This is a genomic window from Mesorhizobium sp. BE184 (assembly GCF_031457045.1).
Taxonomy (GTDB): Bacteria; Pseudomonadota; Alphaproteobacteria; order Rhizobiales; family Rhizobiaceae; genus Mesorhizobium.
Genome location: NZ_JAVDVU010000001.1, coordinates 923,251 through 943,806 on the forward strand (window position 1 = coordinate 923,251; position 20,556 = coordinate 943,806).

Annotated in this window: 19 protein-coding genes; 11 read left to right on the forward strand and 8 right to left on the reverse strand. The window is 63.1% G+C overall.

The annotated features are described in order from the left end of the window. The first annotated feature begins 39 nt into the window (after nucleotides 1-39). The 3 genes from J2X35_RS04500 to J2X35_RS04510 are packed head-to-tail and all read left to right on the forward strand — an operon-like array spanning nucleotide 40 to nucleotide 4,076. Complete coding sequence (locus tag J2X35_RS04500) at nucleotides 40-1,008, forward strand: amidohydrolase family protein (RefSeq protein ID WP_310181801.1); 969 nt, start codon at nucleotides 40-42, stop codon at nucleotides 1,006-1,008. Nucleotides 1,009-1,017: 9 nt separating this feature from the next. Continuing rightward, nucleotides 1,018-2,622 (forward strand): AMP-binding protein, encoded by a 1,605-nt coding sequence (locus J2X35_RS04505; RefSeq protein WP_310181804.1) that lies wholly within the window; start codon nucleotides 1,018-1,020, stop codon nucleotides 2,620-2,622. Then, complete coding sequence (locus J2X35_RS04510; protein ID WP_310181808.1) at nucleotides 2,619-4,076, forward strand: hypothetical protein; 1,458 nt, start codon at nucleotides 2,619-2,621, stop codon at nucleotides 4,074-4,076. The genes J2X35_RS04505 and J2X35_RS04510 overlap by 4 nt, the downstream gene beginning before the upstream one ends. A gap of 49 nt (nucleotides 4,077-4,125) precedes the next feature. Here the strand turns inward: J2X35_RS04510 and J2X35_RS04515 are convergent, their stop codons facing one another. The 5 genes from J2X35_RS04515 to J2X35_RS04535 all read right to left on the reverse strand — a co-directional run bounded on the left by J2X35_RS04515 (nucleotide 4,126) and on the right by J2X35_RS04535 (nucleotide 9,252). Further along, complete coding sequence (locus tag J2X35_RS04515) at nucleotides 4,126-4,875, reverse strand: ABC transporter ATP-binding protein (protein ID WP_056109215.1); 750 nt, start codon at nucleotides 4,873-4,875, stop codon at nucleotides 4,126-4,128. Further along, nucleotides 4,875-5,639, reverse strand: coding sequence for an ABC transporter ATP-binding protein (locus J2X35_RS04520; RefSeq protein WP_056109219.1), 765 nt, complete (start codon nucleotides 5,637-5,639; stop codon nucleotides 4,875-4,877). The genes J2X35_RS04515 and J2X35_RS04520 overlap by 1 nt, the downstream gene beginning before the upstream one ends. Nucleotides 5,640-5,643: 4 nt before the next feature. Then, nucleotides 5,644-6,795, reverse strand: a complete 1,152-nt coding sequence (locus tag J2X35_RS04525) for a branched-chain amino acid ABC transporter permease (RefSeq protein WP_310181810.1) — start codon at nucleotides 6,793-6,795, stop codon at nucleotides 5,644-5,646. Nucleotides 6,796-6,799: 4 nt separating this feature from the next. Further along, a complete protein-coding gene (locus J2X35_RS04530; RefSeq protein WP_310181812.1) occupies nucleotides 6,800-7,825 on the reverse strand; it encodes a branched-chain amino acid ABC transporter permease in 1,026 nt (341 codons plus the stop codon). Between the two features lie 80 nt (nucleotides 7,826-7,905). Continuing rightward, nucleotides 7,906-9,252 (reverse strand): substrate-binding protein, encoded by a 1,347-nt coding sequence (locus J2X35_RS04535; RefSeq protein WP_056109226.1) that lies wholly within the window; start codon nucleotides 9,250-9,252, stop codon nucleotides 7,906-7,908. A gap of 190 nt (nucleotides 9,253-9,442) precedes the next feature. On the opposite strand from J2X35_RS04535, the gene J2X35_RS04540 reads away from it, so the two are divergent. The 5 genes from J2X35_RS04540 (at nucleotide 9,443) to dusA (ending at nucleotide 15,530) form a co-directional block, all read left to right on the forward strand. After that, nucleotides 9,443-10,900, forward strand: a complete 1,458-nt coding sequence (locus J2X35_RS04540) for a short-chain fatty acyl-CoA regulator family protein (protein WP_310181815.1) — start codon at nucleotides 9,443-9,445, stop codon at nucleotides 10,898-10,900. An 82-nt stretch (nucleotides 10,901-10,982) separates the two neighbouring features. Further along, a complete protein-coding gene (locus J2X35_RS04545) occupies nucleotides 10,983-11,363 on the forward strand; it encodes a response regulator (RefSeq protein WP_310181818.1) in 381 nt (126 codons plus the stop codon). Further along, nucleotides 11,360-11,632 (forward strand): hypothetical protein, encoded by a 273-nt coding sequence (locus tag J2X35_RS04550; protein ID WP_310181820.1) that lies wholly within the window; start codon nucleotides 11,360-11,362, stop codon nucleotides 11,630-11,632. Before J2X35_RS04545 ends, J2X35_RS04550 begins: the two co-directional genes overlap by 4 nt. Next, a complete protein-coding gene (locus tag J2X35_RS04555; RefSeq protein ID WP_310181823.1) occupies nucleotides 11,632-14,316 on the forward strand; it encodes a sensor histidine kinase in 2,685 nt (894 codons plus the stop codon). Before J2X35_RS04550 ends, J2X35_RS04555 begins: the two co-directional genes overlap by 1 nt. Nucleotides 14,317-14,531: 215 nt before the next feature. Then, nucleotides 14,532-15,530: a tRNA dihydrouridine(20/20a) synthase DusA gene (gene dusA / locus J2X35_RS04560; protein ID WP_310181825.1), complete on the forward strand. Its 999-nt coding sequence runs from the start codon at nucleotides 14,532-14,534 to the stop codon at nucleotides 15,528-15,530. Nucleotides 15,531-15,543: 13 nt separating this feature from the next. Here dusA and J2X35_RS04565 read toward each other — a convergent pair whose 3' ends face one another. Together J2X35_RS04565 and J2X35_RS04570 are read right to left on the reverse strand one after the other, a co-directional pair. Beyond that, nucleotides 15,544-16,248 (reverse strand): TIGR02281 family clan AA aspartic protease, encoded by a 705-nt coding sequence (locus tag J2X35_RS04565; RefSeq protein ID WP_310181827.1) that lies wholly within the window; start codon nucleotides 16,246-16,248, stop codon nucleotides 15,544-15,546. A 6-nt stretch (nucleotides 16,249-16,254) separates the two neighbouring features. Next, nucleotides 16,255-16,488 (reverse strand): DUF1289 domain-containing protein, encoded by a 234-nt coding sequence (locus tag J2X35_RS04570; protein ID WP_310181828.1) that lies wholly within the window; start codon nucleotides 16,486-16,488, stop codon nucleotides 16,255-16,257. A 157-nt stretch (nucleotides 16,489-16,645) separates the two neighbouring features. Between J2X35_RS04570 and J2X35_RS04575 the strand changes: the two genes are divergently transcribed. Then, entirely contained in the window at nucleotides 16,646-17,653 is a 1,008-nt protein-coding gene (locus J2X35_RS04575; protein ID WP_310181829.1) for a nicotinate-nucleotide--dimethylbenzimidazole phosphoribosyltransferase, read from the forward strand. An 8-nt stretch (nucleotides 17,654-17,661) separates the two neighbouring features. Here the strand turns inward: J2X35_RS04575 and J2X35_RS04580 are convergent, their stop codons facing one another. Further along, nucleotides 17,662-19,185, reverse strand: a complete 1,524-nt coding sequence (locus tag J2X35_RS04580; RefSeq protein ID WP_056109250.1) for a HAMP domain-containing sensor histidine kinase — start codon at nucleotides 19,183-19,185, stop codon at nucleotides 17,662-17,664. Between the two features lie 87 nt (nucleotides 19,186-19,272). Between J2X35_RS04580 and J2X35_RS04585 the strand changes: the two genes are divergently transcribed. Both J2X35_RS04585 and J2X35_RS04590 read left to right on the forward strand, forming a co-directional pair. After that, complete coding sequence (locus tag J2X35_RS04585; RefSeq protein ID WP_310181830.1) at nucleotides 19,273-19,893, forward strand: thermonuclease family protein; 621 nt, start codon at nucleotides 19,273-19,275, stop codon at nucleotides 19,891-19,893. A 49-nt stretch (nucleotides 19,894-19,942) separates the two neighbouring features. After that, nucleotides 19,943-20,554: a glutathione S-transferase gene (locus J2X35_RS04590; RefSeq protein WP_310181831.1), complete on the forward strand. Its 612-nt coding sequence runs from the start codon at nucleotides 19,943-19,945 to the stop codon at nucleotides 20,552-20,554. Nucleotides 20,555-20,556: the final 2 nt, after the last annotated feature.

Genomic DNA, 20,556 nt, shown 5'->3' on the forward strand with positions numbered 1-20,556 from the left:
TGAGGGTTCAGAGGCGCGGACGCGCCGGGAGGTCTGGACGTGACGGTCGTCGATTCACACGCGCATATCTGGGGCGAAGGCTTCCTGCCGCCGGCGTTCTTTCGCCGCGCCGCCGAACAGTGGGCGGCGAAGGCCGACGATCGCAGCGCCGACATGATCCTGCCGCGGCTCTTGTCCGGCGTCGAGGACCCCGATGGTGACGACTTCGTCGCCAACATGGACCGCGCCGGCGTCGACCGTTCGATGATCATGATGATCGACGTCGGCGAGCCGGTCTTCGGCGAAGAGCCGCGCGTCAATGTCGACCGCCAGATCGAATTCTATGGCGAACTGCAGAAGCGCCACAGAAACCGGCTGCATTGCCATGTCTCGGTGGATTTCCGCCGCGCAGGCTATCTCGACTCCATCAAGCGGGGCGTGAGGGACTACGGCCTCGTCGGCATCGGCGAACTGACGCCGGACGGCTTCGCCGCCGATGGCGAGAATGTTCGCCCGATGTTCAGGCTTGCCGCGGATCTGGGTGTGCCGGTGCAGATCCACACACGGGCAGGGGTGTGGACCGATTTCGCCGGCGCCGATTATTCCGAGAATAATCCGGTCCATCCGGTTCACGTCGCGCGGCTGGCCAAGGCGCTTCCCGATCTCAAGATCATCCTGTGCCATGCCGGCTTTCCGCTGTGGTGGCAGGTGGCGGCCGAAGCTGTCGCCGATCTCCCCAACTGCGTTCTCGATGTGTCCAACTGGAACGAGCATCTCGCCGAAAATCCCGGTGATCTCGTCGCGCGGCTGGCCACATGGCGCTCGCTGGTCGGCAGCGAACGCATCCTCTTCGCCTCGGATCACGCCTCCGGCAAACGCTTCACTGGAGAGCGTTCCGAACTGCGGCATTGGGTCGATTTCTTCCGCGACCTTCCGGCCAATGCGGCCAGATGGGGTTATCGGTTCACCGAAGCGGAAGCCGAGCAGATGCTGGGCGCCAACGCCCTCAATTTCTACAACCTGTCCTGAGGTATAGCGATGCCGACGATCCCGAATGCACGAACCATCCCGGCATTGCTGAAGGAGCTTGCGGATACCTGGCCTGACCGCGAGGCGCTCGTTGCCCGCGACAAGCGCTTTACCTATGCCCAGTTGCGGGCGGAAGTGCGCGCCTTCGCCAAGGGCCTGTCGGCCATGGGTATCGGCAAGGGCAGCCGCGTCGCCATCCTGATGGGCAACAAATGGGAATGGATCATCGCCGATCTCGCCGTCTGCAGCCTTGGCGGCATCATGGTCTCGGTCAACACCTGGGTGACGGCGCGCGAGCTTGCCTACATCCTCAATCACTCCGACGCCGACACGCTGGTCTACACCAGTCGCTTCCTGAAATACGACTACGCCGCCATGCTGACAGAGCTTGAGCCGCATGCGGAGGCGATGCCGAAGCTGAAGCGCTTCATCCATGTCGGCGCCGAAGGCTACAAGGAAAGTGTGCCGTTCAACGATGTCTACGGCATGGGCGCGAACGTCTCCGACAAGATTCTGGACGATGCCGCCGCCGCCGTCGATCCGCTCGACGTTACCTATCTGCTCTACACCTCGGGCTCGACCTCGACGCCGAAGGGCGTCCAGCTCCAGCATTACGGCCTGATCGAGAACATGTGGAACATCGGCGAGCGGATGCATTGCACGCATGAGGACCGTCTGTGGCTGGCCGTTTCGCTCTATTGGGGGCTGGGCTGCGAGAACGCGCTCTTCAACATCTTCACCCATGGCGGATGCCTTGTGTTGCAGGAGCATTTCGAGGCCGGCGAAGCCCTGCGCCTCATCGAGGAAGAGCGCTGCACCCTCTACTACGGCACGCCGAACATGGCGCAGGCCATGGCGGAGCATTCCGATCGGCCCAAGCGCGACCTGAGCACCCTGCGTTCTGGCGGCGCCACCGGCCTGCCGGACCAACTCCAGCGCGTCGTCGATCTCGGCGCCAGGGAGATATGCCACATCTACGGGCTGACCGAGACCTACGGCAATTGCACCGTCACCGACGGCAAGCTCGACCCGGCCAGCAAGCGTTTCGCCACCGTCGGACGGCCGCTCGACGGGGTCGATCTGCGCGTCGTCGATCCGGAAACGTTCAAGCCCCTGCCGGCAGGCGCCACAGGCGAGGTCCAGGTCAAGCGCTACGTCACCAAGGGCTACTACAAGGACGAGGACAAGAACCGCGATGCCTTCACCCCGGACGGGTATTTCCGCACCGGCGATCTGGGGCTGCTCGACGATGAGGGATACCTTCACTTCCGTGGCCGCATGAAGGAGATGATCAAGACCGGCGGCATCAACGTCGCGCCGGCCGAGGTCGAGGAAATCCTCATGCAGCAGGAAGGCGTGCAACTTGCCTTCGTCGTGGGTGTCCCGGATGCGGTGCGCGACGAGATCATCGGCGCCGTGGTGGTCACTGAAAGCGACCCCGGTCCCGGCGCGGAAAAGAAGCTGGCGGAAGCGCTCAAGAAGGAGCTGGCCGCCTACAAGATGCCGCGCGCCTACCGGTTCGTGCGCGAAATCGACCTGCCGCTGACGACGACCGGCAAGGTCAAGAAGAACGAACTGGCGAACCTTTTCCTCGAAGTGCCGGCCGACGCATGAACGACCAGTCCCCGCCCGCGCAGGGCGCGGGACCAGAGCTGGAACCGGATGGGCCGCCGGCGAAGCGGCTTGTTGCCGGCGACTGGCAAGGCATCGCGGGCGCGCTCCTCGTTGCCGCCACCTGCGCCGTCATCGTCGGCGAATTTGGTTTTCGTCAGCAGGCCGGTAACATCGCTGCGATGCTGGTTACCGGGTTTGCGCTGCTGCAATTGCGGCGGCTGAGTTTTTCCGTGCTCATCCTCGCCGCTGCCGGACTTGCCTTCCTGGTCTTCGGCTTTTCGACCCGCTCCGACATGGTTCTGCTGATCGAGTCGGTCGCCGTGCGCTCGGCCTGGGTCGTTGCCGTGTTCGTCTCGCTGCTGTCGCTGCGTTCAGCGGTCAACGACATTCCCGGCATCGTCCGTTCCGGCCTCTATCTGGTCAGTCAGCCGCCCGGCCGCCGCTATGCGGCGCTGACGCTGGGCTCGCAACTGTTTTCCCATATACTCCAATATGGCGCCGTCACGCTGCTGGGCGGGCTGGTCACCAACATCACGGCGCGCGAGCCCGACGGCTGGCTGCGGCAGGCGCGCGAGCGCCGCATGCTGCTCGCCATCCAGCGGGGTTTCGTTGCGACGCTGTGCTGGTCCCCGGTGGCCTTTCCGATGATCATCTCGACCGCCGTGGTGCCGGGATCGGACTGGATCGGCTCGGTACCCGGCGCGCTTGGCACCAGCGTGCTCATCATGGGGATCGGCTGGTTCCTGGATTCGCTTTTCAAGCCGCAGGTGGTCGCGACGCGTCCCACGGCCGTCCTGGGAGCCGCGAAGGACCTGCTGCCGCTTGCTCTGCTTCTCGGCGCCCTTTTCGCCGGCGCTGCCGCCATCGTCCTGACGACCGGCATGTCGACATCGGTCGCCGTGCTGATCATGGTGCCGTTCATGGCGCTGGTGATCGTGCTGGTTCGCGCCGGCGGTTCGGGCAGCCGCAGGGTCGCGGCGGCGGGCAGCTGGATCGGCCAATTCGCGCGAGAGGAATTGCCGCTGTTCTCGTCGGAATCGATGCTGGTCATCGCCGCCACGTTTACCGGTCTGCTTTCGGTCGAACTGCTGGGTCCGGTCATCCAGACCGTCGCCTTGCCGGCCATGCCCGGCTGGCTGGTGCTCGTCCTGGTGGTCTGGTGGATGCCGGCGGCGGGGCAGGTCGGTCTGCACCCAATATTGGCGGCATCGCTGGTCGGCGGTCTGTTCCCGCAGCCCGCTCTCTATGGTTTGACGCCCGACCAACTCGTCGTCGCGATCACCGGCGGCTGGGCCCTGTCTGGCGCCACGTCGCCGTTCACCGCGGTGACGGCGCTGGTGGCGCGGCTTGGTCGGGTCAGCGCCTACACGGTCGGCTGGCGCTGGAACGGGCTGTTCCTGCTCTGCACCGGGATCGCCGTCTCGCTCTGGGCGGCCTTCAACCCGGTGAGCTGAACCGGCGCTACAAACGGCCGGGGCAACTGAATGCGGTAACCCGTTGGGCCTACAGCGCGAGATATTTGTTGCGAAGCTCGACATCGCCGAGCACGTCCTGCGCCGTGCCGTCGAAAACGATCTGGCCCATATCGAGGATCAGGGCCCGGTTTGCCAACTCCAGCGCGGCCACCGCATTCTGTTCTACGATGATGGTGGTGATGCCGAGTTTCTTGATCTCCCGCACAATGCGTTCGATCTCTTGCACGATGACCGGCGCAAGCCCTTCATAGGGTTCGTCGAGCAGAAGCAGTTTGATGTCGCGGGCCAAAGCGCGGGCCACGGCGAGCATCTGCTGCTCACCGCCGGAAAGCGTCACGCCCTCCTGCTTGCGACGCTCCGCAAGGCGTGGGAAGTGCTCGTAGATCTGCTCTAGGGGCCAGCCCTTCGGCTCGGCGATACGGGCAAGGATGAGGTTCTCTTCCACGGTAAGGCCGGGGATGATGCGGCGATCTTCCTGGACGAGCTGCACGCCTAGTTGAGCGGCCTGGAAATCCTTGAGCTTGTGGAGGGGTTGGCCGTTCAGCCAGATCTCCCCGCCCTTCAATTCCGGGTCCTGGGCTCGGGCCAGCGTACGCAGCGTCGATGTCTTGCCGGCGCCGTTACGGCCGAGAAGAGCAATGACGTCGCCCTCGGCGACATCGAAGCTGACGCCCTGCACGATATAGCTCTCGCCGTAATAGGCGTGGATGTCGCGCACGCTGAAATAGGCGGGCGCCGTCGTGGCTGCACTCACGTCCGACATCGTCATGGCATTCATCAGTGCACGCCTCCCAGATAGGCTTCCTGGACCTTCGGGTTGCCCCTGACTTCGTCGGGAGGGCCATCGGCGATGATCCTGCCCTGTGCCAGCACCGTGATGCGGTCGGCCAGCGAAAACACGACATGCATGTCGTGTTCGATGATGACTTTGGTCATGCCGCGGCCCTTGAATTTCTTAAGAAGGTCGATGGTCGAATTGGTGTCATGGCGCGACATGCCGGCTGTCGGCTCGTCGAGCAGCAGCAGGCGCGGTTTCTGCACCAGGCCCATGGCGAGTTCCAACCGGCGCTTGTCGCCGCGCGACAGGCTGCCGGCGATGGCATGGCTCTGTGTGGCGAGGCCGACATCCTCAAGCCAGTGCATGGCCTCGTCGCGGATATCCGTCCGCCTCCAGACCGGTTGGAAGGCATTGAGCCGGAATGGCCCATCGCGCTTGGCGAAGGCCGGAACCATGACGTTGTGGAGCAGGGACAGGTCGGGAAATATCTCCGGCGTCTGGAAGACGCGCACGACACCCATCTGGTTAATCTCGTGCGGTTGCTTGCCGGTGATGACCTGGCCGTCGAAGACGACCGCGCCGCTGTCGGGGGCGAGGCGGCCGATACAGACATTGAGCAGGGTCGATTTGCCGGCGCCGTTCGGTCCGATGATGGCATGGATGGTGCCTTCCTCGACCTGGAGATCGATGTCGGCCAGGGCGTGGAGCCCGGCGAACCTCTTGTGGACGTCGGCGACGTGGAGGACGACGTTGCGTGTCGACATGGTGCTACTCCGCCGGTTGGGTTTGCGTGGCGGGAATCTTCCTGCCATTGCCGGGCCGCCGGTTGAACATCATGCGGATGCGCCGCAGTCCTTCCATAATGCCGCCGGGCAGGAAGATCACGATGAGCATGAACACCACCCCGAGCGTCAGATTCCAGCCGTCGCCGACGAAGAGCGAAAGGAAACTGACGATCGGGTCCTCGATCGCATCCGGCAGAAAACCGAATGCGCCGTGCAGCGTGCCCGGGCTGAAGGACGAAAAGATGTTCTCGCAATATTTGATGACCGCTGCTCCGAGCACCGGCCCGACCAGTGTGCCGGCGCCGCCAAGAATCGTCATAAGCACCACTTCGCCTGACGCGGTCCATTGCATCCGCTCGGCGCCGACAAGCGGATCGGTGACGGCCATCAGCCCGCCGGCAAGCCCCGCATACATGCCGGAAATGACGAATGCCGTGAGCAGATAAGGGCGGGTGTTGAAACCGGTGTAGCGCATGCGGGTCTGGTTGGACTTGATCGCCCGCAGCATCATGCCGAAGGGCGAGCGGAAGATGCACATTGCAATGAAGAAGCAAATGATCAGCATTACGGCACACAGATAAAACCCGGCATAGCCGCCGCCGCTGATGTTGAGGGCGAAGAGATTGACGCGCGGCAGTCCCGCCGCCGGCTCGATGAACATCGCGTCGATGACGCGCGGATCCTGAAGCGAAAGCTGCAGGCCGGTCTCGCCATTGGTCAGCGGCGTCAGCACCGAATAGACCAGATTGTAGCACATCTGGGCGAAGGCCAGCGTCAGGATGGAGAAGTAGATTCCTGACCGCTTCAGGCTGACATAGCCGATGACCACGGCGAACAGTGCGGCGAAGACGACGGCCATGACGATCGCCGGAATGGCGTTCATCGTGAACAGCTTGAATGACCATACGGCGGCGTAGGAGCCGACGCCCAGGAACGCGGCATGGCCGAACGACAGATATCCCGTCAGGCCGAAGAGGATGTTGAAGCCGATCGCGAAAATGCCGAAGATGCAGAATTTCTGCATCAGCGCGGGATAGGCCGCGCCGATCGGCTCGAGAAGGACCGGCAGGCAGAGGACGACGGCGGAGAAGCCGGCCAGCAGCAGCCAGTCGTTGCGGGCGGGATTGTTGAACACTGGCTCAGTCCTCCATCATGCCTTTGCGGCCGAGCAGGCCACGCGGCAAGGTCAGCAGAATGACGACGGCGACCAGATAGATGATGACGTGGTCGATGCCGGGGATGATCGCCTTGACTTCGTTCATCGAGGCGAAGGACTGCAGGATCCCAAGCAGGAAACCAGCGACCACCGCGCCGCCGAGCGAACCCATGCCGCCGACCACCACGACGACGAAGGAAAGCACCAGGAATTCCATTCCCATGTGGTAATCGGGCGGCACGATCGGCGTGTACATGACGCCGGCGACACCGGCGATCACAGCAGCGAGGCCGAACACCACGGTGAACCGTCGTTCGATGTCGATGCCGAGGAAACCGACGGTTTGCCGGTCGTGCATGCCGGCGCGCACCACCATGCCATAGGTGGTGAATTGCAGGAACGCGAACACCGCGCCGATCACCGCCAGCGAGAAGAAGAGATAGACGATGCGCCACCACGGATAGGCGAGCGTCTGCCCCATGCCGAGGATTTCTCCGACATAGACGGTGCCGCCGAAGGCTTCGGGCGCCGGTTGCGGTATCGGATTGGCGCCGAAGAAGTGCTTGATGATTTCCTGGATGATGATCGCCAGACCGAAGGTCACGAGTATCTGATCAGCATGGGGCCGCTTGTAGAAATGGCGGATGAGGCCGCGCTCCATCACGATGCCGATGACGAGCATGACGGGGACAGCGAGTACGATCGATGCCGGAACCGAATAATCGTTGAGAAAAGCGCCGAAATCGCCGAGCCACGCCTCGACATAGGGCGTCCGCACCTCCAGCGGTGTGCCCCAGGGCGTCTTCTGTGCGGGATCGATGACGACGCTTTCGAGATTGAGCAGCCTGTTGAATGTGACGGCGCAGAAGGCGCCCAGCATGAACAGTGCGCCATGCGCGAAATTCACCACGCCGAGCGTTCCGAAAACCAGGGTGAGACCGAGCGCGATCAGCGCGTAGGCGCCGCCCTTGTCGAGGCCGTTCAATACTTGAAGCAGAAGTGCATCCATCGCCGTTTGCCGGTCTCGCTATCGAGGTGAAAGGAGCCGACCGCCGGAGGACAATCTGGCGGCCGGCGTGGACCGTCAGATCAGCACTGCTTCGGATCGGACGGACCAAGCTCGCCACCGAAGATGGCGGGATCGTAGTCGAGCTCTTCGCGCGGCACGACCTTCACGACTTCCATCAGGTCGAATTTGTCCTTCGGGTTCTCCTTGCCCTTCACCACGACGCAGGACTTCATGCACTGATGGTCCTCGGCGCGGTAGAGCGTCTTGCCATTGCCCATGCCATCGAATTCGAAGCCTTCCAGCGCCTTGATGACGGCGGGTGCGTAGAAGGTGCCGGCGCGCTCGCAGGCGTCGGCATAGAGCAGCGCCTGCACGTAGCAGGTGTGCGCGGCCTGTGACGGAGGCGAGCCGAATTCGGCGCCGAAGGATTTGGTGAAGGCCTTGGTCGCGTCGTCGTCGAGTTTCCAGTCCCAGTTGCCGGTGCCGTAGATGCCCTTGACCGCGTCGCCCGCGCCCTGCGCCATCAGCTCGGAGAACAGCGGCACGACGATTTCAAATTTCTTGCCGTTGACCTGCTTGTCGCGCAGGCCGAACTGCACCGACTGGGTCAGCGAGTTGACCATGTCCTTGCCATAGTGGTTGAGGATCAGAACGTCGGCGCCCGAATTAAGGACCGGCGTGATGTACTGCGAAAAGTCCGCTGCGCCGAGCGGCGTGCGCACCGCGGCGACGGTTTTCCAGCCGAGCTTCTCGGTGGCCGCCTTCATCGATTCTTCCTGCGTCCAGCCCCAGGTGTAGTCGGCCGTCAGATGATAGGCCCTGCGCTCCTTGCCGTATTCCTGGCCAAGCACGGGGCCGAGCGCCACGCCCGACTGATAGGCATTGAAGAAGTGACGGAAGCCGTAGCGCTTCTTGTCCTTGCCCGTTGTGTCGTTGGAATGCGTGAGACCCGACATGAAGATGATGCCCAGTTCCTGACACAGACCCTGCACGGCGACCGCCACGCCCGATGACGAACCGCCGGAGATCATGATCGCGCCGTCGCGCTCTACCATGCGCTTGGCGCCGTCGCGGGCCGCATCGGACTTGGTCTGCGAGTCGCTCTGCACATAGGCGACCTTCTTGCCGAGGATGCCGTTGCCCTTGAGCGCGGTCGGCTTCATCGTTGCGATCATGCCGCCGTCGCCTTCACCGTTGAGGTGCTTGACGGCGAGCTGGAAGGCCTTGAGTTCGTCGGCGCCTTCGTCGGCGTAAGCTCCGGTCAGCGGCACGTTCCAGCCGAAGGTCACTGTGTCGCCCTTCGGCATGTTGCAGGACATGTCCTCGGCATAGGCTCCGCGAATGAAATGCATCGGCGCGGCAAGGCCGACGCCCAAGGCCGCACCGCTTTTGAGAATGAAGCGGCGGTTCACGTTCTCGAATTTCATTGATACCTCCCATTGATACCGCGCCGGTGAAAGCGGTGCGGATGAGCGTTTCGCCCGCACTATCGTGGGTGATAATTGTCATTCTATCAATAAGCCTTTGGTTTAACAGAGAATTTTTGTAAATCCTTGTAGTTGAATGACGCTTGTTTTGTCAGTAATTTACAAACCTGAAATTGGGCGGAGGAACATGATGCGTAGTCTGGCTGGCTCGAAGATACGGGCACTGCGCAAGAACGCCGGGCTTACGCAGGGTGAACTGGCGCAGCGAACGGGCATCTCGCCGTCCTATCTGAACCTTATCGAAATGAACAAGCGCACGGTTGCCGGCGCGTTGATCGACCGCGTCGCAGCGGGCCTGGGCGTCGAACGCTCCGAACTGGACGACACCGCGGAGCGGCGCACCATCGACGGTCTGAACGAACTCCTGTCGGACCCGGCTTTTTCCGGAAGACCGCAGGGGCCGAGCACCGATCTGGAGTTCGTCAGCCGCCATCCGGAATGGGCCGATCTGCTCTTGCGGGTTTACCGGGCCTTCATCGACCGCAACCAGTCCGTTTTGGCCTTGGCCGATCGGCTCAATAGAGACCCGTTTCTCGGAGAAAGCGTCCACCGGATTCTGACCAACGTGACCGCGATCCGCTCAGCATCCGAGATTCTCGAGACGGATGACCGGCTCAGCGATGCGCAACGAAGCCGTTTCCTGCGGATCGTGGCGGCCGACAGCGAGAACCTGTCGGAGACAGCGAGGGCATTGGCGACCTTCTTCGACAATCCGGAGATGCGCGTCCAGTCGGGCACTGCGATGGAGCAGGTCGATGCTCTCATGCTGGACTCCGACAATTATTTCGGCGAACTCGAGCAAGTCGCCGATGATTTCCGGAAAAGCCGGGAATTTGCCGGCGCAATCGCCGGAGCCGGTGCCCCGGCCTCGGAGGAGTTCAACGCGCCGCTCGACAGCGTCGAATCCCGGCGTTTCCGTGCGATCATGCAAATGTCCACGCCGCTCGCGCAGCCGGCCGTCATGCGACTTGTCGGGACCCACCCGGCGCTGGCCTCGGAGGAGGCCCGCTCCTATGCCGCTTCCGCGCTTCATGCCTATGTCGCGGCGGCGATACTGATGCCGTATGAGCAGTTTCTCGAAGCGACCGAGCGGCGGCGCTACGATCTCGATGCGCTGTCGCGGCAATTCGCCGTATCCTACGAGCAGGCGTCCCACCGGCTTGCGACGCTGCGTCGCCCGGGCGCGGAAGGGGTGCGCTTCGCGTTCATGCGCTCCGACCCTTCCGGCTATATAACCAAGCGTCTCCCGCTGCCGGCACTGCCTTTGCCGCGCTACAGCAACGCCTGTCCGTTATGGGCGATCTACGCCGCTTTCCAGAGCCCCGGCGCGACGGTGCGGTCGTTTGGCACATTGCCGGCGGGCGATCGCTTCCTTTTCTTCGCCCGCGCCATAGAGAAGCGGCCGCAAACGGTTGCGTTTCCTCGGCATCTTCTCTCTATCATGCTTGTTTGTCCGGCTGCGGACGCCAGTCGTGTCGTCTATGCCGACGGGCTGGATGCGCAGGTCGCCGTTCCGGTTGGGACCACCTGCCGGATGTGTCCGCGCCAGCAGTGCGGCCATCGGCAGGAGGCGCCGCTTTTCTTGTGACATGTAGTCACAAAGATGTATGCCGGCTGGCTCGCGATGTGTGTAGGATGGAAAGAATTCGGTGAACGGGAGGTAGCCGGACTTGTCAAAAACCCGCGTTCTCATCGTCGAAGATGAGCCGCATATCGTCGAATCCCTGAGTTTTATCCTGCAGCGCGCCGATTTCGAAGTCGATACCGCGCTGGACGGGACTGAAGCTCTGCGGCGTCTGAGCAGGCATATCTATTCGGTTCTCATTCTCGACATCATGCTGCCGGGGGTCAGCGGCCTCGACGTTTTGCGCGCAGTGCGCTCCGACCGGGCGCTGGACCGTCTGCCGGTTATCGTGCTCACCGCCAAAGGGCAGGCGGCTGATCGCAGTGCAGCGGAGGCCTTCGGCGCGACGGCCTTCATCACCAAACCGTTTTCCAACACCGAGATCGTCGAACGGGTCTGCCAACTGGCTGAAGGTGTGTCGAAATGAGGCGCTGGGAGGCGGACGCGCAAGGCACGCGCGATGCCGCGACGCTTCTGCCCGTCGCCGCCGCGTTCCTGTTTCTGCCGCCATTCCTGCTCGTTTTCATTGCACCCGCCCGCGTCGCCGGTATCCCGCTCGTCCTGATTTATGTCTTCGGCATATGGGCGGCGATCGTGTTCAGCGCCTGGTTGCTGGCGCGCCGCCATGCGCGGACTGTGGAAGGCGCCAGCGACGCGGCAGACGCTGCAGGGCAGCGGCTACCCGGTCAGCACTGATGCATCAGGCCAATTTCGTCGTCTTCGTCTGCATAACCTATGTCGCCATCCTGTTCGCCGTCGCTTTCGCCGGCGATAGCAGGGCGCGCAAGAACCCGGCAGGGTTGCTCTCCTCGCCGCTCGTCTACACACTGTCGATCTCCATCTATTGCAGCTCGTGGACCTTTTTCGGCTCCGTCGGCTCGGCGGCGAAGAACGGGCTGGAATTCCTCACCATCTATCTTGGCCCGACAATCGTGTTCGCCGGTTGGTGGCTGTTTCTGCGGAAGCTCGTCACCGTCGGGCGGGTCCATCACACGACCTCGATCGCCGATTTCATCTCAGCGCGATTTGGCAAAAGTCCGGTGCTCGGCGCGCTCATCACTATCCTCGCCCTGGTTGCCATCACCCCCTATATCGCGTTGCAGCTTAAGGCGCTGACCGCCAGCTTCCAGGTCATCACTTATCCGGCGGGAGCGGTGGTGGCCGCTTCCCGTCCGCTAGAGCCGGACTTCGCCGTCGCCTTCTGGCTGGCTGCGGGCCTGTGTCTGTTCTCGATCGTCTTCGGCGTTCGCAACATCGACGTGAACGAGCGCCATCACGGCGTGATCGCGGCGATCGCGGTCGAGGCGCTGGTGAAGCTCGTTGCCTTCATGGCCGTCGGCCTATGGGTTTTTTTCGTCCTTTCGCGGACGCCGGATTTGATGTTCCGCAACGCGCCGGCAAGCCTGATGAGCCCGGAAGAAGGTTTCGCGGCGCGCTGGGTCGCGCTCTGCTTCCTGTCCGGTGCGGCCGTCATCTGCCTGCCGCGCCAGTTTCAGGTGACGGTCGTCGAGAATTCCAGCGAGGAACAGATCCGCACGGCTTCCTGGATGTTTCCGCTTTATCTCTTGCTCATCAATCTGTTCGTCATCCCGATTGCTATGGCCGGGCTCAACAACCTGCCGCCGGGTTCCGACCCCGATCTCTTCGTATTGACGCTGCCGATGACGAATGGCGGCGAGACAGTCGGCCTGCTTGCGTTTCTCGGCGGATTTTCATCGGCGACTTCGATGGTGATCGTATCTTCGATCGCGCTGTCGACGATGATCTCCAACCATATCGTCATGCCCCTGGCCCTGCGCTTCTCCCTGGTTCCGACCGGCGGGGGACAGAGCGCGCGTAATTTCATCCTCGTCGCCCGGCGCATGAGCATCGTCTTCACCATCTTCCTCGGTTTCACCTATTTCTGGATAAGCCGGACCTCCGGTGCGCTGGCTTCGATCGGGTTGATCTCGTTCTGCGGCCTGATCCAGCCTCTGCCCAGTCTGATCGCGGGGCTGTACTGGCACCGGGCCACACACCGCGGCGCCATTGCCGGCCTCGCCGCCGGCTTCCTGATCTGGGCCTACACGCTTTTCCTGCCGAGCTTCAAAGGCGCGTTTCTGATGTCGGCGGACGTCATCGCCAACGGACCCTTCGGGCTGAACTGGCTGAACCCGCACGCGCTGTTCGGTCTGGATGCGTTCGACCCGCTGGTGCATGCGCTGTTCTGGAGCATGACCGTCAATACGGCGCTGCTGGTAATTGTCTCGTTGCTGCGCGAACCGACGCCGCTGACCCGCTTTCAAGCGACGCTGTTCATCGATATTTTCCGCCGGCAGACGGAGAGCGAACTCGGCGTCATCCGCCGCACGGCGAGGGTCTCGGAATTGCGCCAGATCGCCGACCGCATCCTCGGGCCGGTCGAATCGGTCAGCCTGTTCGACAAGGGCGACGTGGAACCCGCCGTCATCGCCAGCGACGAGCTCATAACCCTGGTCGAAACCCGCCTTGCGGCGAATGTCGGCGCGGCGTCCGCCCGTTCGCTGGTGTCGCGCGTCGTCACCAGCGAAACGATCAGCGTCGACGAACTGAAGCGCCTCGCCGGCGAGGCGGAACAGATTCGCGCCTATTCAGCCGAACTGGAAAGCAAGTCCCGGCAGATCGAGGCGACGGCGGCGGAACTGGCAGAGGCGAACGACAGGCTGCGTGAGATCGACGTGCAGAAGGACGAGTTCCTCAGCCAGGTCAGCCACGAGGTCCGGACCCCGATGACGTCGATCCGCTCGTTCAGCGAGATATTGCTCAAGAACCGCGACCTCGACGAATCGCGCAAGCTCCATTTCCTCGGCATCATCCAGTCGGAAAGTTTCCGCCTGACACGGTTGCTCGACGGAATTCTCGATCTGAATTTCCTGGAGCCGGGGACACAGACCTGGGAGGTGACGGTGTTCGATCCGGAGACCGCCATCGATCAGGCCGTCGAGACCTGCGAGCCGCTTGCCCGCGCTGCCGGCGTCAGGATCAAGCGCGGCCGCCGGTCGCGCAATGCCCGCGTGCTTGGAAGCAGGGATCGTCTGACGCAGGTCTTCATCAACCTCGTCTCGAATGCCATCAAGCACAATACGAGCGCCAATCCTGAGGTCGTCGTAACCGGCGCCGCCGGAAGGAAAGGCTTCTACGAGGCGCGAGTGACCGACAACGGTCCGGGCATTCCGCTGAAGGATCGCGAACTCATCTTCACCAAGTTCTTCCGCGGCCAGAAGGCGCGGCAGGGAGGCGTCGGCCTCGGACTGCCGATCAGCCGGCAGATCGTCGAACGGTTCGGCGGCGACCTCAGCTGCACAAGCGCCAAGACAAAGGGCGCCGAGTTCGTCGTCCGACTGCCGCTGCGTTTCGATTAAGGCGCGTCGGCTTCGCAGGCGCACGCTGGCAACCTGAAACCATTCTTTCCTGGCCCAGCATCGTCGCGGGCAAATTGCTCAACAGAAGTCTGGAGGCATTCCACGGCATTGAAGCGAAGAGGGGGGGCTTGCCCACATTGCTCCTGTCGGTGATATGAGGTCGGTCAGGACATGTATTCGGATGTCCACTCCGACGATCGAGATCGCTCAGGAAGATGACGCAGTACCAAGCACATAGACTGGCCATTGCGCCGATGATGGACTGGACGGACCGGCATTGCCGGTTCTTTCACCGTCAGCTGACGCGCCGTGCCCTGCTCTACACCGAGATGGTGGTTGCCGATGCCGTCATCCACGGCGCGCGCGAGCGGTTGCTGGGCTTTGATGCACAGGAGCATCCCGCAGCGCTCCAGCTTGGCGGTTCGGACCCCGAAAAACTCGCCGAAGCGGCGCGTATTGGCGAGGCCTTCGGCTATGACGAGATCAACCTCAATGTCGGCTGCCCGTCCGATCGCGTTCAATCCGGTACATTCGGCGCCTGCCTGATGAAGACGCCGTCGCTGGTGGCGGATTGCGTCGCCGCCATGAAGACGAGCGTGTCCATCCCCGTTACCGTCAAATGCCGGCTCGGCGTTGACGACCAGGATCCGGAAGCTGCGCTCGACGCGGTTTGCGATGGCGTGTTCGCCGCCGGCGCGGATGCTGTTTGGGTCCATGCCCGCAAGGCATGGCTGGAAGGCCTGTCGCCGAAGGAGAACCGCGACATTCCGCCCCTGGATTACAATCGCGTCTACCGCCTCAAGGCGAAGAACGCCGACCGCTTCATCGGCATCAATGGCGGCGTTCCCGATCTACAGGAAGCCGGGACGCATCTTGCCCATGTCGATGGCGTCATGCTCGGGCGCGCAGCCTACCATACGCCGGGAATACTGGCCGATGCCGACGCTGCCTTCTACGGCGCGGAGAAAAGCGCCTTCGATTTCGCAGCCCTGATCGACGTCATGGCAGGTTACGCCGCCCGGCATGTCGAGCAAGGAGGCCGCCTTGGTCACGTCACGCGACACATGGTCGGGCTGTTCCATGGGCAGCCGGGCGCCCGACGCTGGCGGCAGATCCTGTCGATGGATGCGGCAAAGCCCGGAGCGGGACCAGAAGTGCTCTACGCTGCCTTTGCCGCTATCGGTGCCGCGGCCAGCGAAGATCGGGCGGCTTGAACGGGCTCGTCGCTCAGCCGCGTAGGATCATGCGGTCGCCGCGCACATCGAAGCCCGACAGCGAGCCGATGAAATTCATGCCGAGCAGGCTTTGACCCAGCGAGCCGGGCGCTGCGATCAGGACCGTGATGTCCTTGCGCACGATATCGCCCAGCTTCAATTGATCGGCACGCACCGCCGCTGCATTGGTCATGCCGTTGGCGGTGGAAACCGGCACTGTATAGCTGAGCGTTGCCGGGTTGAAGCCTGCGGCCATGGCGTCTTGCGAGGTCAACACAGTGCTTGTAGCCCCCGTATCGACGACCGCGCGGATGGTTGCGCCATTGACCATGATGCGCGCCTCGAAATGGCCGTTGTCGCCTTTGTCCAGCGTCACCGTCGGCCGTCCATCCGCGACGCCGAGCGTCAGCGGGCTCCCGGGTATCAGGCCGGCGCTGACCCGGCTGGCGAAATCCTGCAGTTCATAGCGGTATTGATAGCCGGCGATCAGCCCAAGAATAATGACCGCCCATGTGCCGAGGCTGCGAGCCATGTCACTGACCGGCCGCCCGGAGCGGAACAATCCTGCGCCGACCACGGCGACCAGAACGCCGAGCCAGACCAGCCGGCTGAAATCGTAATTCTCGATGCCCATGGTGCTGCCGGCGCCATCGTTCAGCACCAGCAGCCCGACGGCCGCGGCGATGACGATCAGAATGATCCACAGGCTTCGGCTCATGCTGGTTCAGACCGCCTCACCGCGCTCGCGAGCCATGCGGGCGCGGCGGGTTTCCCGGCGCGGGCGGCGCTCTACGGTTGCCAGACGGGCGGGCAGTGCGGCCATGACATGCCGCCGCGCCTCCGGTGTCATCTCGATCCACGCGGCGATTTCATCGCGCGTGCGCCCGCAACCGAAGCAGAAGCCGGTCTTGAGGTCTATCGAGCAGACCAGAATGCAGGGCGATTCGATGGCCGTCATGGGTGTCTCTGCGCGTGCATCTTCCACATGGTGCAATGGAAAAGGCAATGCAAGTCCGGCAATTTGGCGTGAACCCGGTTTCTCAATCGTTTGGAAACGGTGGGCGGTTGTGCATATCGGGCAGGAAAGCTATGCCGCGCTGTAAAAGGACCAGAAGATGACCGTCAGCGCGCTGCCTTTCGACGATTTTCGCAAATTGATCTCAGGGCTGCCGGAGGCCGACCGCTTCGCCGAAGCCCAGACGCGGTCTTTTCTTGCCGGCAAACCGGGCCAGAACGGGCCGCAACTCGGCCGTGTTGTCGAAATGGCCGAATGGCTGTCAGCCTGGACGGGCAGGGCGCCGCCCTCTGTCAACAAGGCGCAGGTAGCGCTGTTCGCAGGCAACCATGGTGTCGCGCGCCACGGCATCTCCCCGCGGCCGGTTTCGGCAACGGCCGATGCGGTGGAGTTCTGCGCGGCGGGCGGCGCCGCGGTCAACCAGGTTTGCGTGGCGCATGATCTTGGCCTGCGGGTGTTCGACCTGGCGCTCAATATTCCCACTGGCGACATTACCCAGGAAGCCGCCCTCGACGAACGCGGTTGTGCCGCGACCATGGCGTTCGGGATGGAAGCGGTCGCCGGCGGCATTGACCTGCTCTGCCTCGGCGATCTTGGCGTCGGCAATTCGACCGTCGCCGCCGCATTGTTGGCCGCGATGCTCGGCGGAACCGGGGCGGATTGGGTCGGTCCCGGCTCCGGCGCGGATGCGGCCATGATGGCGCGCAAGGCCGAGGCGGTCGATGCTGCGCTGGCTTTCCATGGCGGCAACCTGAAGTATCCGTTCGAGGCGTTGCGCCGGGTCGGCGGCCGTGAATTCGCGGCCATCGCAGGCGCAATCCTGGCAGCGCGCGTGCAGAAAGTTCCGGTGCTCCTCGATGGGTTCGCTGCGCTCGCGGTGGCGGCTGCGCTGAGGGCCGCCGAACCAACGGCTATCGATCACTGCCGGCTTGCGGGCTTGTCGCCCGAACCCGGTCACGCCAAGGCTGCCGGCATGCTGGGACTGAAGCCTCTGCTCGATTTCACAATTGGCACAGGCGGCGAGGGCGTCGCCGCCGCGCTGGCGGCTGGAGTGGTCAAGGCGGCGGCGCTGATGGCGTCAGGTGCCGCTGCGGCGGCGAAAAACTGAGACGGCTTCTATCGCCGGCGACCGACCGCGACAGCCTGGGTCGGCAATGCCGGCAGTTCCTCCATCACGCGCGTCGGCGGGAAGACGGCAAGCGCCTCGGTGCCTTCGCGCAGCTTGGAGTTGAGCTGGAATTCGCCGCCATGCATGGCGATCAGCCCCTGCACGATCGGCAGGCCGAGACCGGTTCCCTGTTCGGCGCTCTTGATGGCGATGGAACCCTGACCGAAGGCGGAAAGCACCACCGGTATCTCGTCTTCGGGAATGCCGGGTCCATTGTCCCGGATGGAAATGTATTGTCCGCCACCGGCCGTCCAGCCGACACGGACCAGCACTTCGCCGCCGGTCGGGGTGAACTTGATGGCGTTCGACAAAAGGTTGAGCGCGATCTGCCGCACCGCCCGTTCATCCGCGAAAAGGCGCGGCAGGACGCTCTCGAAATCCTGGACGATACGGATATCCTTGTTGCGCGCCCGCAACTCCATCATGTGGCAGCAATCCTCCACGATGTTCAGCAGCATCACCGGCTCTTCGTTGAGCTGGTAGCGCCCGGCCTCGATGCGCGAAAGGTCGAGGATCTCGTTGATGAGGTCGAGCAGGTGCTGCCCGGATTCATGCACGTCACTGGCGTAAGCGCGATAGGTCGGATTGCCCATCGGCCCGAGCACCTCGTCGGCCATCACCTCGGAGAAGCCGAGGATGGCGTTGAGCGGCGTGCGCAGTTCATGGCTCATCGAAGCCAGGAAGCGGGATTTTGCCAGGTTCGCTTCCTCGGCGCGCCGTCGCGCTTCATCCGACATGGATTTGGCCGTTTCGAGCTCGGCGATCAGCGCGTCCTTTTCCGTTCGGAAAGACAAGAGCATCAGCGACGACCGGTAGAGGTTTTGCGCGACATAGGCGAAGAAGGGCAGCGCCGCCACCAGCAGCGCCACCATGATCGCCTCGACCGGCTCCCAGGGCTGCGACGTGGTATAGATATAGGCCGCGACAGGCAGGGCGAATGTCGCCAGCAGCGCTCCGCTCAGTGAAGAGGCCATGATCGCCGTCGCGGCCATGGCCAACAGCAAAATGACTGCCTTGATGACCTGGAACTGGTCGATGGCGCATGGATTGCAGCCCAGCGCGGCGAAATACACCCAGCCGAGGCCGCTGATGCCATGCGCGATCAGAAAATTCCGCGTCGTCTGCCCCGGCTTGATATCGGCGGCCGCCATGCGGTCGATACGCAGCGCCAGAAGCGCCAGCGCTGCGTAGCAGCCGACGGTAATGAGCGCCCAGATGAGGATTTCGCTGCTCATGCTGGCAAACAGGCCGGCGGCCGAAACCGTCAGCACCAGCAAGGGCAGGGCAATGGCGCTGCCGACCATGGCGCGGGCGTGCAGCTTCAGCAGTTCGCGGTCGAAATCGGGATTGCCGCCCTGCTGTGAAAGGCGGTCACGGGTCTTCTTCACCGCGCGCGCGACATCGGTGTTGCGATGGCGCTTCCTGCGGTCCACAATGTTCTTGTCCGCTGTGTTCGAGCGTTGCAGAGACATCAAACTTCAATTCACGCGTGCAGCGGTGTTCGGGCTGTAATCCTCGGCCCCAAACTACGTTCGAATGATTAAGAGACTGTTTGCCATATGAGCCGTTCCTGGTCGCGAAGGCCGCAAAGGCGATATGCGGCCGCACGGCCGCGCGGCCTTGTCCGCCGGCTTTTCGACTACGCTTTGACCTTTGTCCTGCTTGGTTTGCTGATCCTTCTGGCCGCGCGGCTCGATCGCGTGGAAACGAGGAAGGTCCAGAGCGCTACGGCCATTATCAATGACGGCGACTCCCTGACGCTTGGAACCGAGCGCATCCGACTGCGCGGCATCGACGCACCTGAATACAACCAGACATGTCAACGGAACGAGGCAGATTATCCTTGCGGCCGTCAGGCCAGGCAGGCGCTGGCAAGGCTCGTCGCCGGCAAGGCTGTGTCATGCAGTGGATGGCAGCGCGACCGCTATGGCCGCACGCTTGGCGACTGCACCGCCGGCGGCGTTGATCTGAACCGTGCGCAGGTGGAGGCCGGCTGGGCCGTGGCCTACGGTGATTTCGAGGGGTTGGAAGGGACGGCGCGTGCTGCGAAGCTGGGTATCTGGGCCGGCGATTTCGTCAGCCCGCAGGAATGGCGTGCAACGCACAGCGAGTTCGTCGAACGCAAGCATGACACGATGGGAAGTCTGGGCGACGGCTTGCGGGAAATGTTTCGCTTCTGATTGGTTGTGCCTATATTATGAAACAAAATCATAGGCCTCGGAGGAAATTATGAAGCTGTTCGACGGTGGTCGCGCACCCAACCCGCGCCGGGTTCGCGTGTTTTTGGCAGAGAAAGGCATCAAGGTGCCGCTTGTCCCCGTCGATATGGGCGCCATGGAGCACAAGAAGGAGGCGGTTGCGACACGCAACCCGTTGCAGCGCCTGCCGGTGCTGGAACTGGATGACGGCACGATCCTGACGGAGTCGGTCGCGATCTGCCGTTACTTTGAAGAACTGCATCCCGAACCGGCGCTTTTCGGTACCGGAGCGCTCGGCAAGGCCGTCGTGGAGATGTGGCAGCGACGTATAGAGTTCAATCTGTTCGGCGCGGTGGCGTATGCTTTTCGCCATATCCATCCGGCCATGAAGGAATGGGAAGTGCCGCAGGTTCCCGAATGGGGCGAGGCCAACAAGCCGAAGGCGCTCGAATTCCTGCGCATTTTCGACACCGAGCTGGCCGGTCGCGAATTTGCCGCCGGCGACGCTTATTCCATAGCCGACATCACCGGCATGATTGCGATCGATTTCATGAAACCAGCGCGCATCGCCTTGCCGGAAGACTGCGCCAACGTCCAGCGCTGGTACAAATCCTTATCCAGCCGGCCGAGCGCCACTGCCTGAGA

Excerpts from the sequence above, each read along its gene's own strand:
- J2X35_RS04570 (WP_310181828.1), bottom strand. The coding sequence starts at position 16,488 with ATGACGGCCATCGAATCGCCCTGCATTCTGGTCTGCTCGATAGACCTC.
- J2X35_RS04555 (WP_310181823.1), top strand. The coding sequence starts at position 11,632 with ATGCATCAGGCCAATTTCGTCGTCTTCGTCTGCATAACCTATGTCGCC.
- J2X35_RS04505 (WP_310181804.1), top strand. The coding sequence starts at position 1,018 with ATGCCGACGATCCCGAATGCACGAACCATCCCGGCATTGCTGAAGGAG.
- J2X35_RS04535 (WP_056109226.1), bottom strand. The coding sequence starts at position 9,252 with ATGAAATTCGAGAACGTGAACCGCCGCTTCATTCTCAAAAGCGGTGCG.
- J2X35_RS04550 (WP_310181820.1), top strand. The coding sequence starts at position 11,360 with ATGAGGCGCTGGGAGGCGGACGCGCAAGGCACGCGCGATGCCGCGACG.
- J2X35_RS04590 (WP_310181831.1), top strand. The coding sequence starts at position 19,943 with ATGAAGCTGTTCGACGGTGGTCGCGCACCCAACCCGCGCCGGGTTCGC.
- dusA (WP_310181825.1), top strand. The coding sequence starts at position 14,532 with ATGACGCAGTACCAAGCACATAGACTGGCCATTGCGCCGATGATGGAC.
- J2X35_RS04510 (WP_310181808.1), top strand. The coding sequence starts at position 2,619 with ATGAACGACCAGTCCCCGCCCGCGCAGGGCGCGGGACCAGAGCTGGAA.
- J2X35_RS04540 (WP_310181815.1), top strand. The coding sequence starts at position 9,443 with ATGCGTAGTCTGGCTGGCTCGAAGATACGGGCACTGCGCAAGAACGCC.
- J2X35_RS04530 (WP_310181812.1), bottom strand. The coding sequence starts at position 7,825 with ATGGATGCACTTCTGCTTCAAGTATTGAACGGCCTCGACAAGGGCGGC.
- J2X35_RS04515 (WP_056109215.1), bottom strand. The coding sequence starts at position 4,875 with ATGAATGCCATGACGATGTCGGACGTGAGTGCAGCCACGACGGCGCCC.
- J2X35_RS04575 (WP_310181829.1), top strand. The coding sequence starts at position 16,646 with ATGACCGTCAGCGCGCTGCCTTTCGACGATTTTCGCAAATTGATCTCA.
- J2X35_RS04565 (WP_310181827.1), bottom strand. The coding sequence starts at position 16,248 with ATGAGCCGAAGCCTGTGGATCATTCTGATCGTCATCGCCGCGGCCGTC.
- J2X35_RS04580 (WP_056109250.1), bottom strand. The coding sequence starts at position 19,185 with ATGTCTCTGCAACGCTCGAACACAGCGGACAAGAACATTGTGGACCGC.
- J2X35_RS04520 (WP_056109219.1), bottom strand. The coding sequence starts at position 5,639 with ATGTCGACACGCAACGTCGTCCTCCACGTCGCCGACGTCCACAAGAGG.
- J2X35_RS04585 (WP_310181830.1), top strand. The coding sequence starts at position 19,273 with ATGAGCCGTTCCTGGTCGCGAAGGCCGCAAAGGCGATATGCGGCCGCA.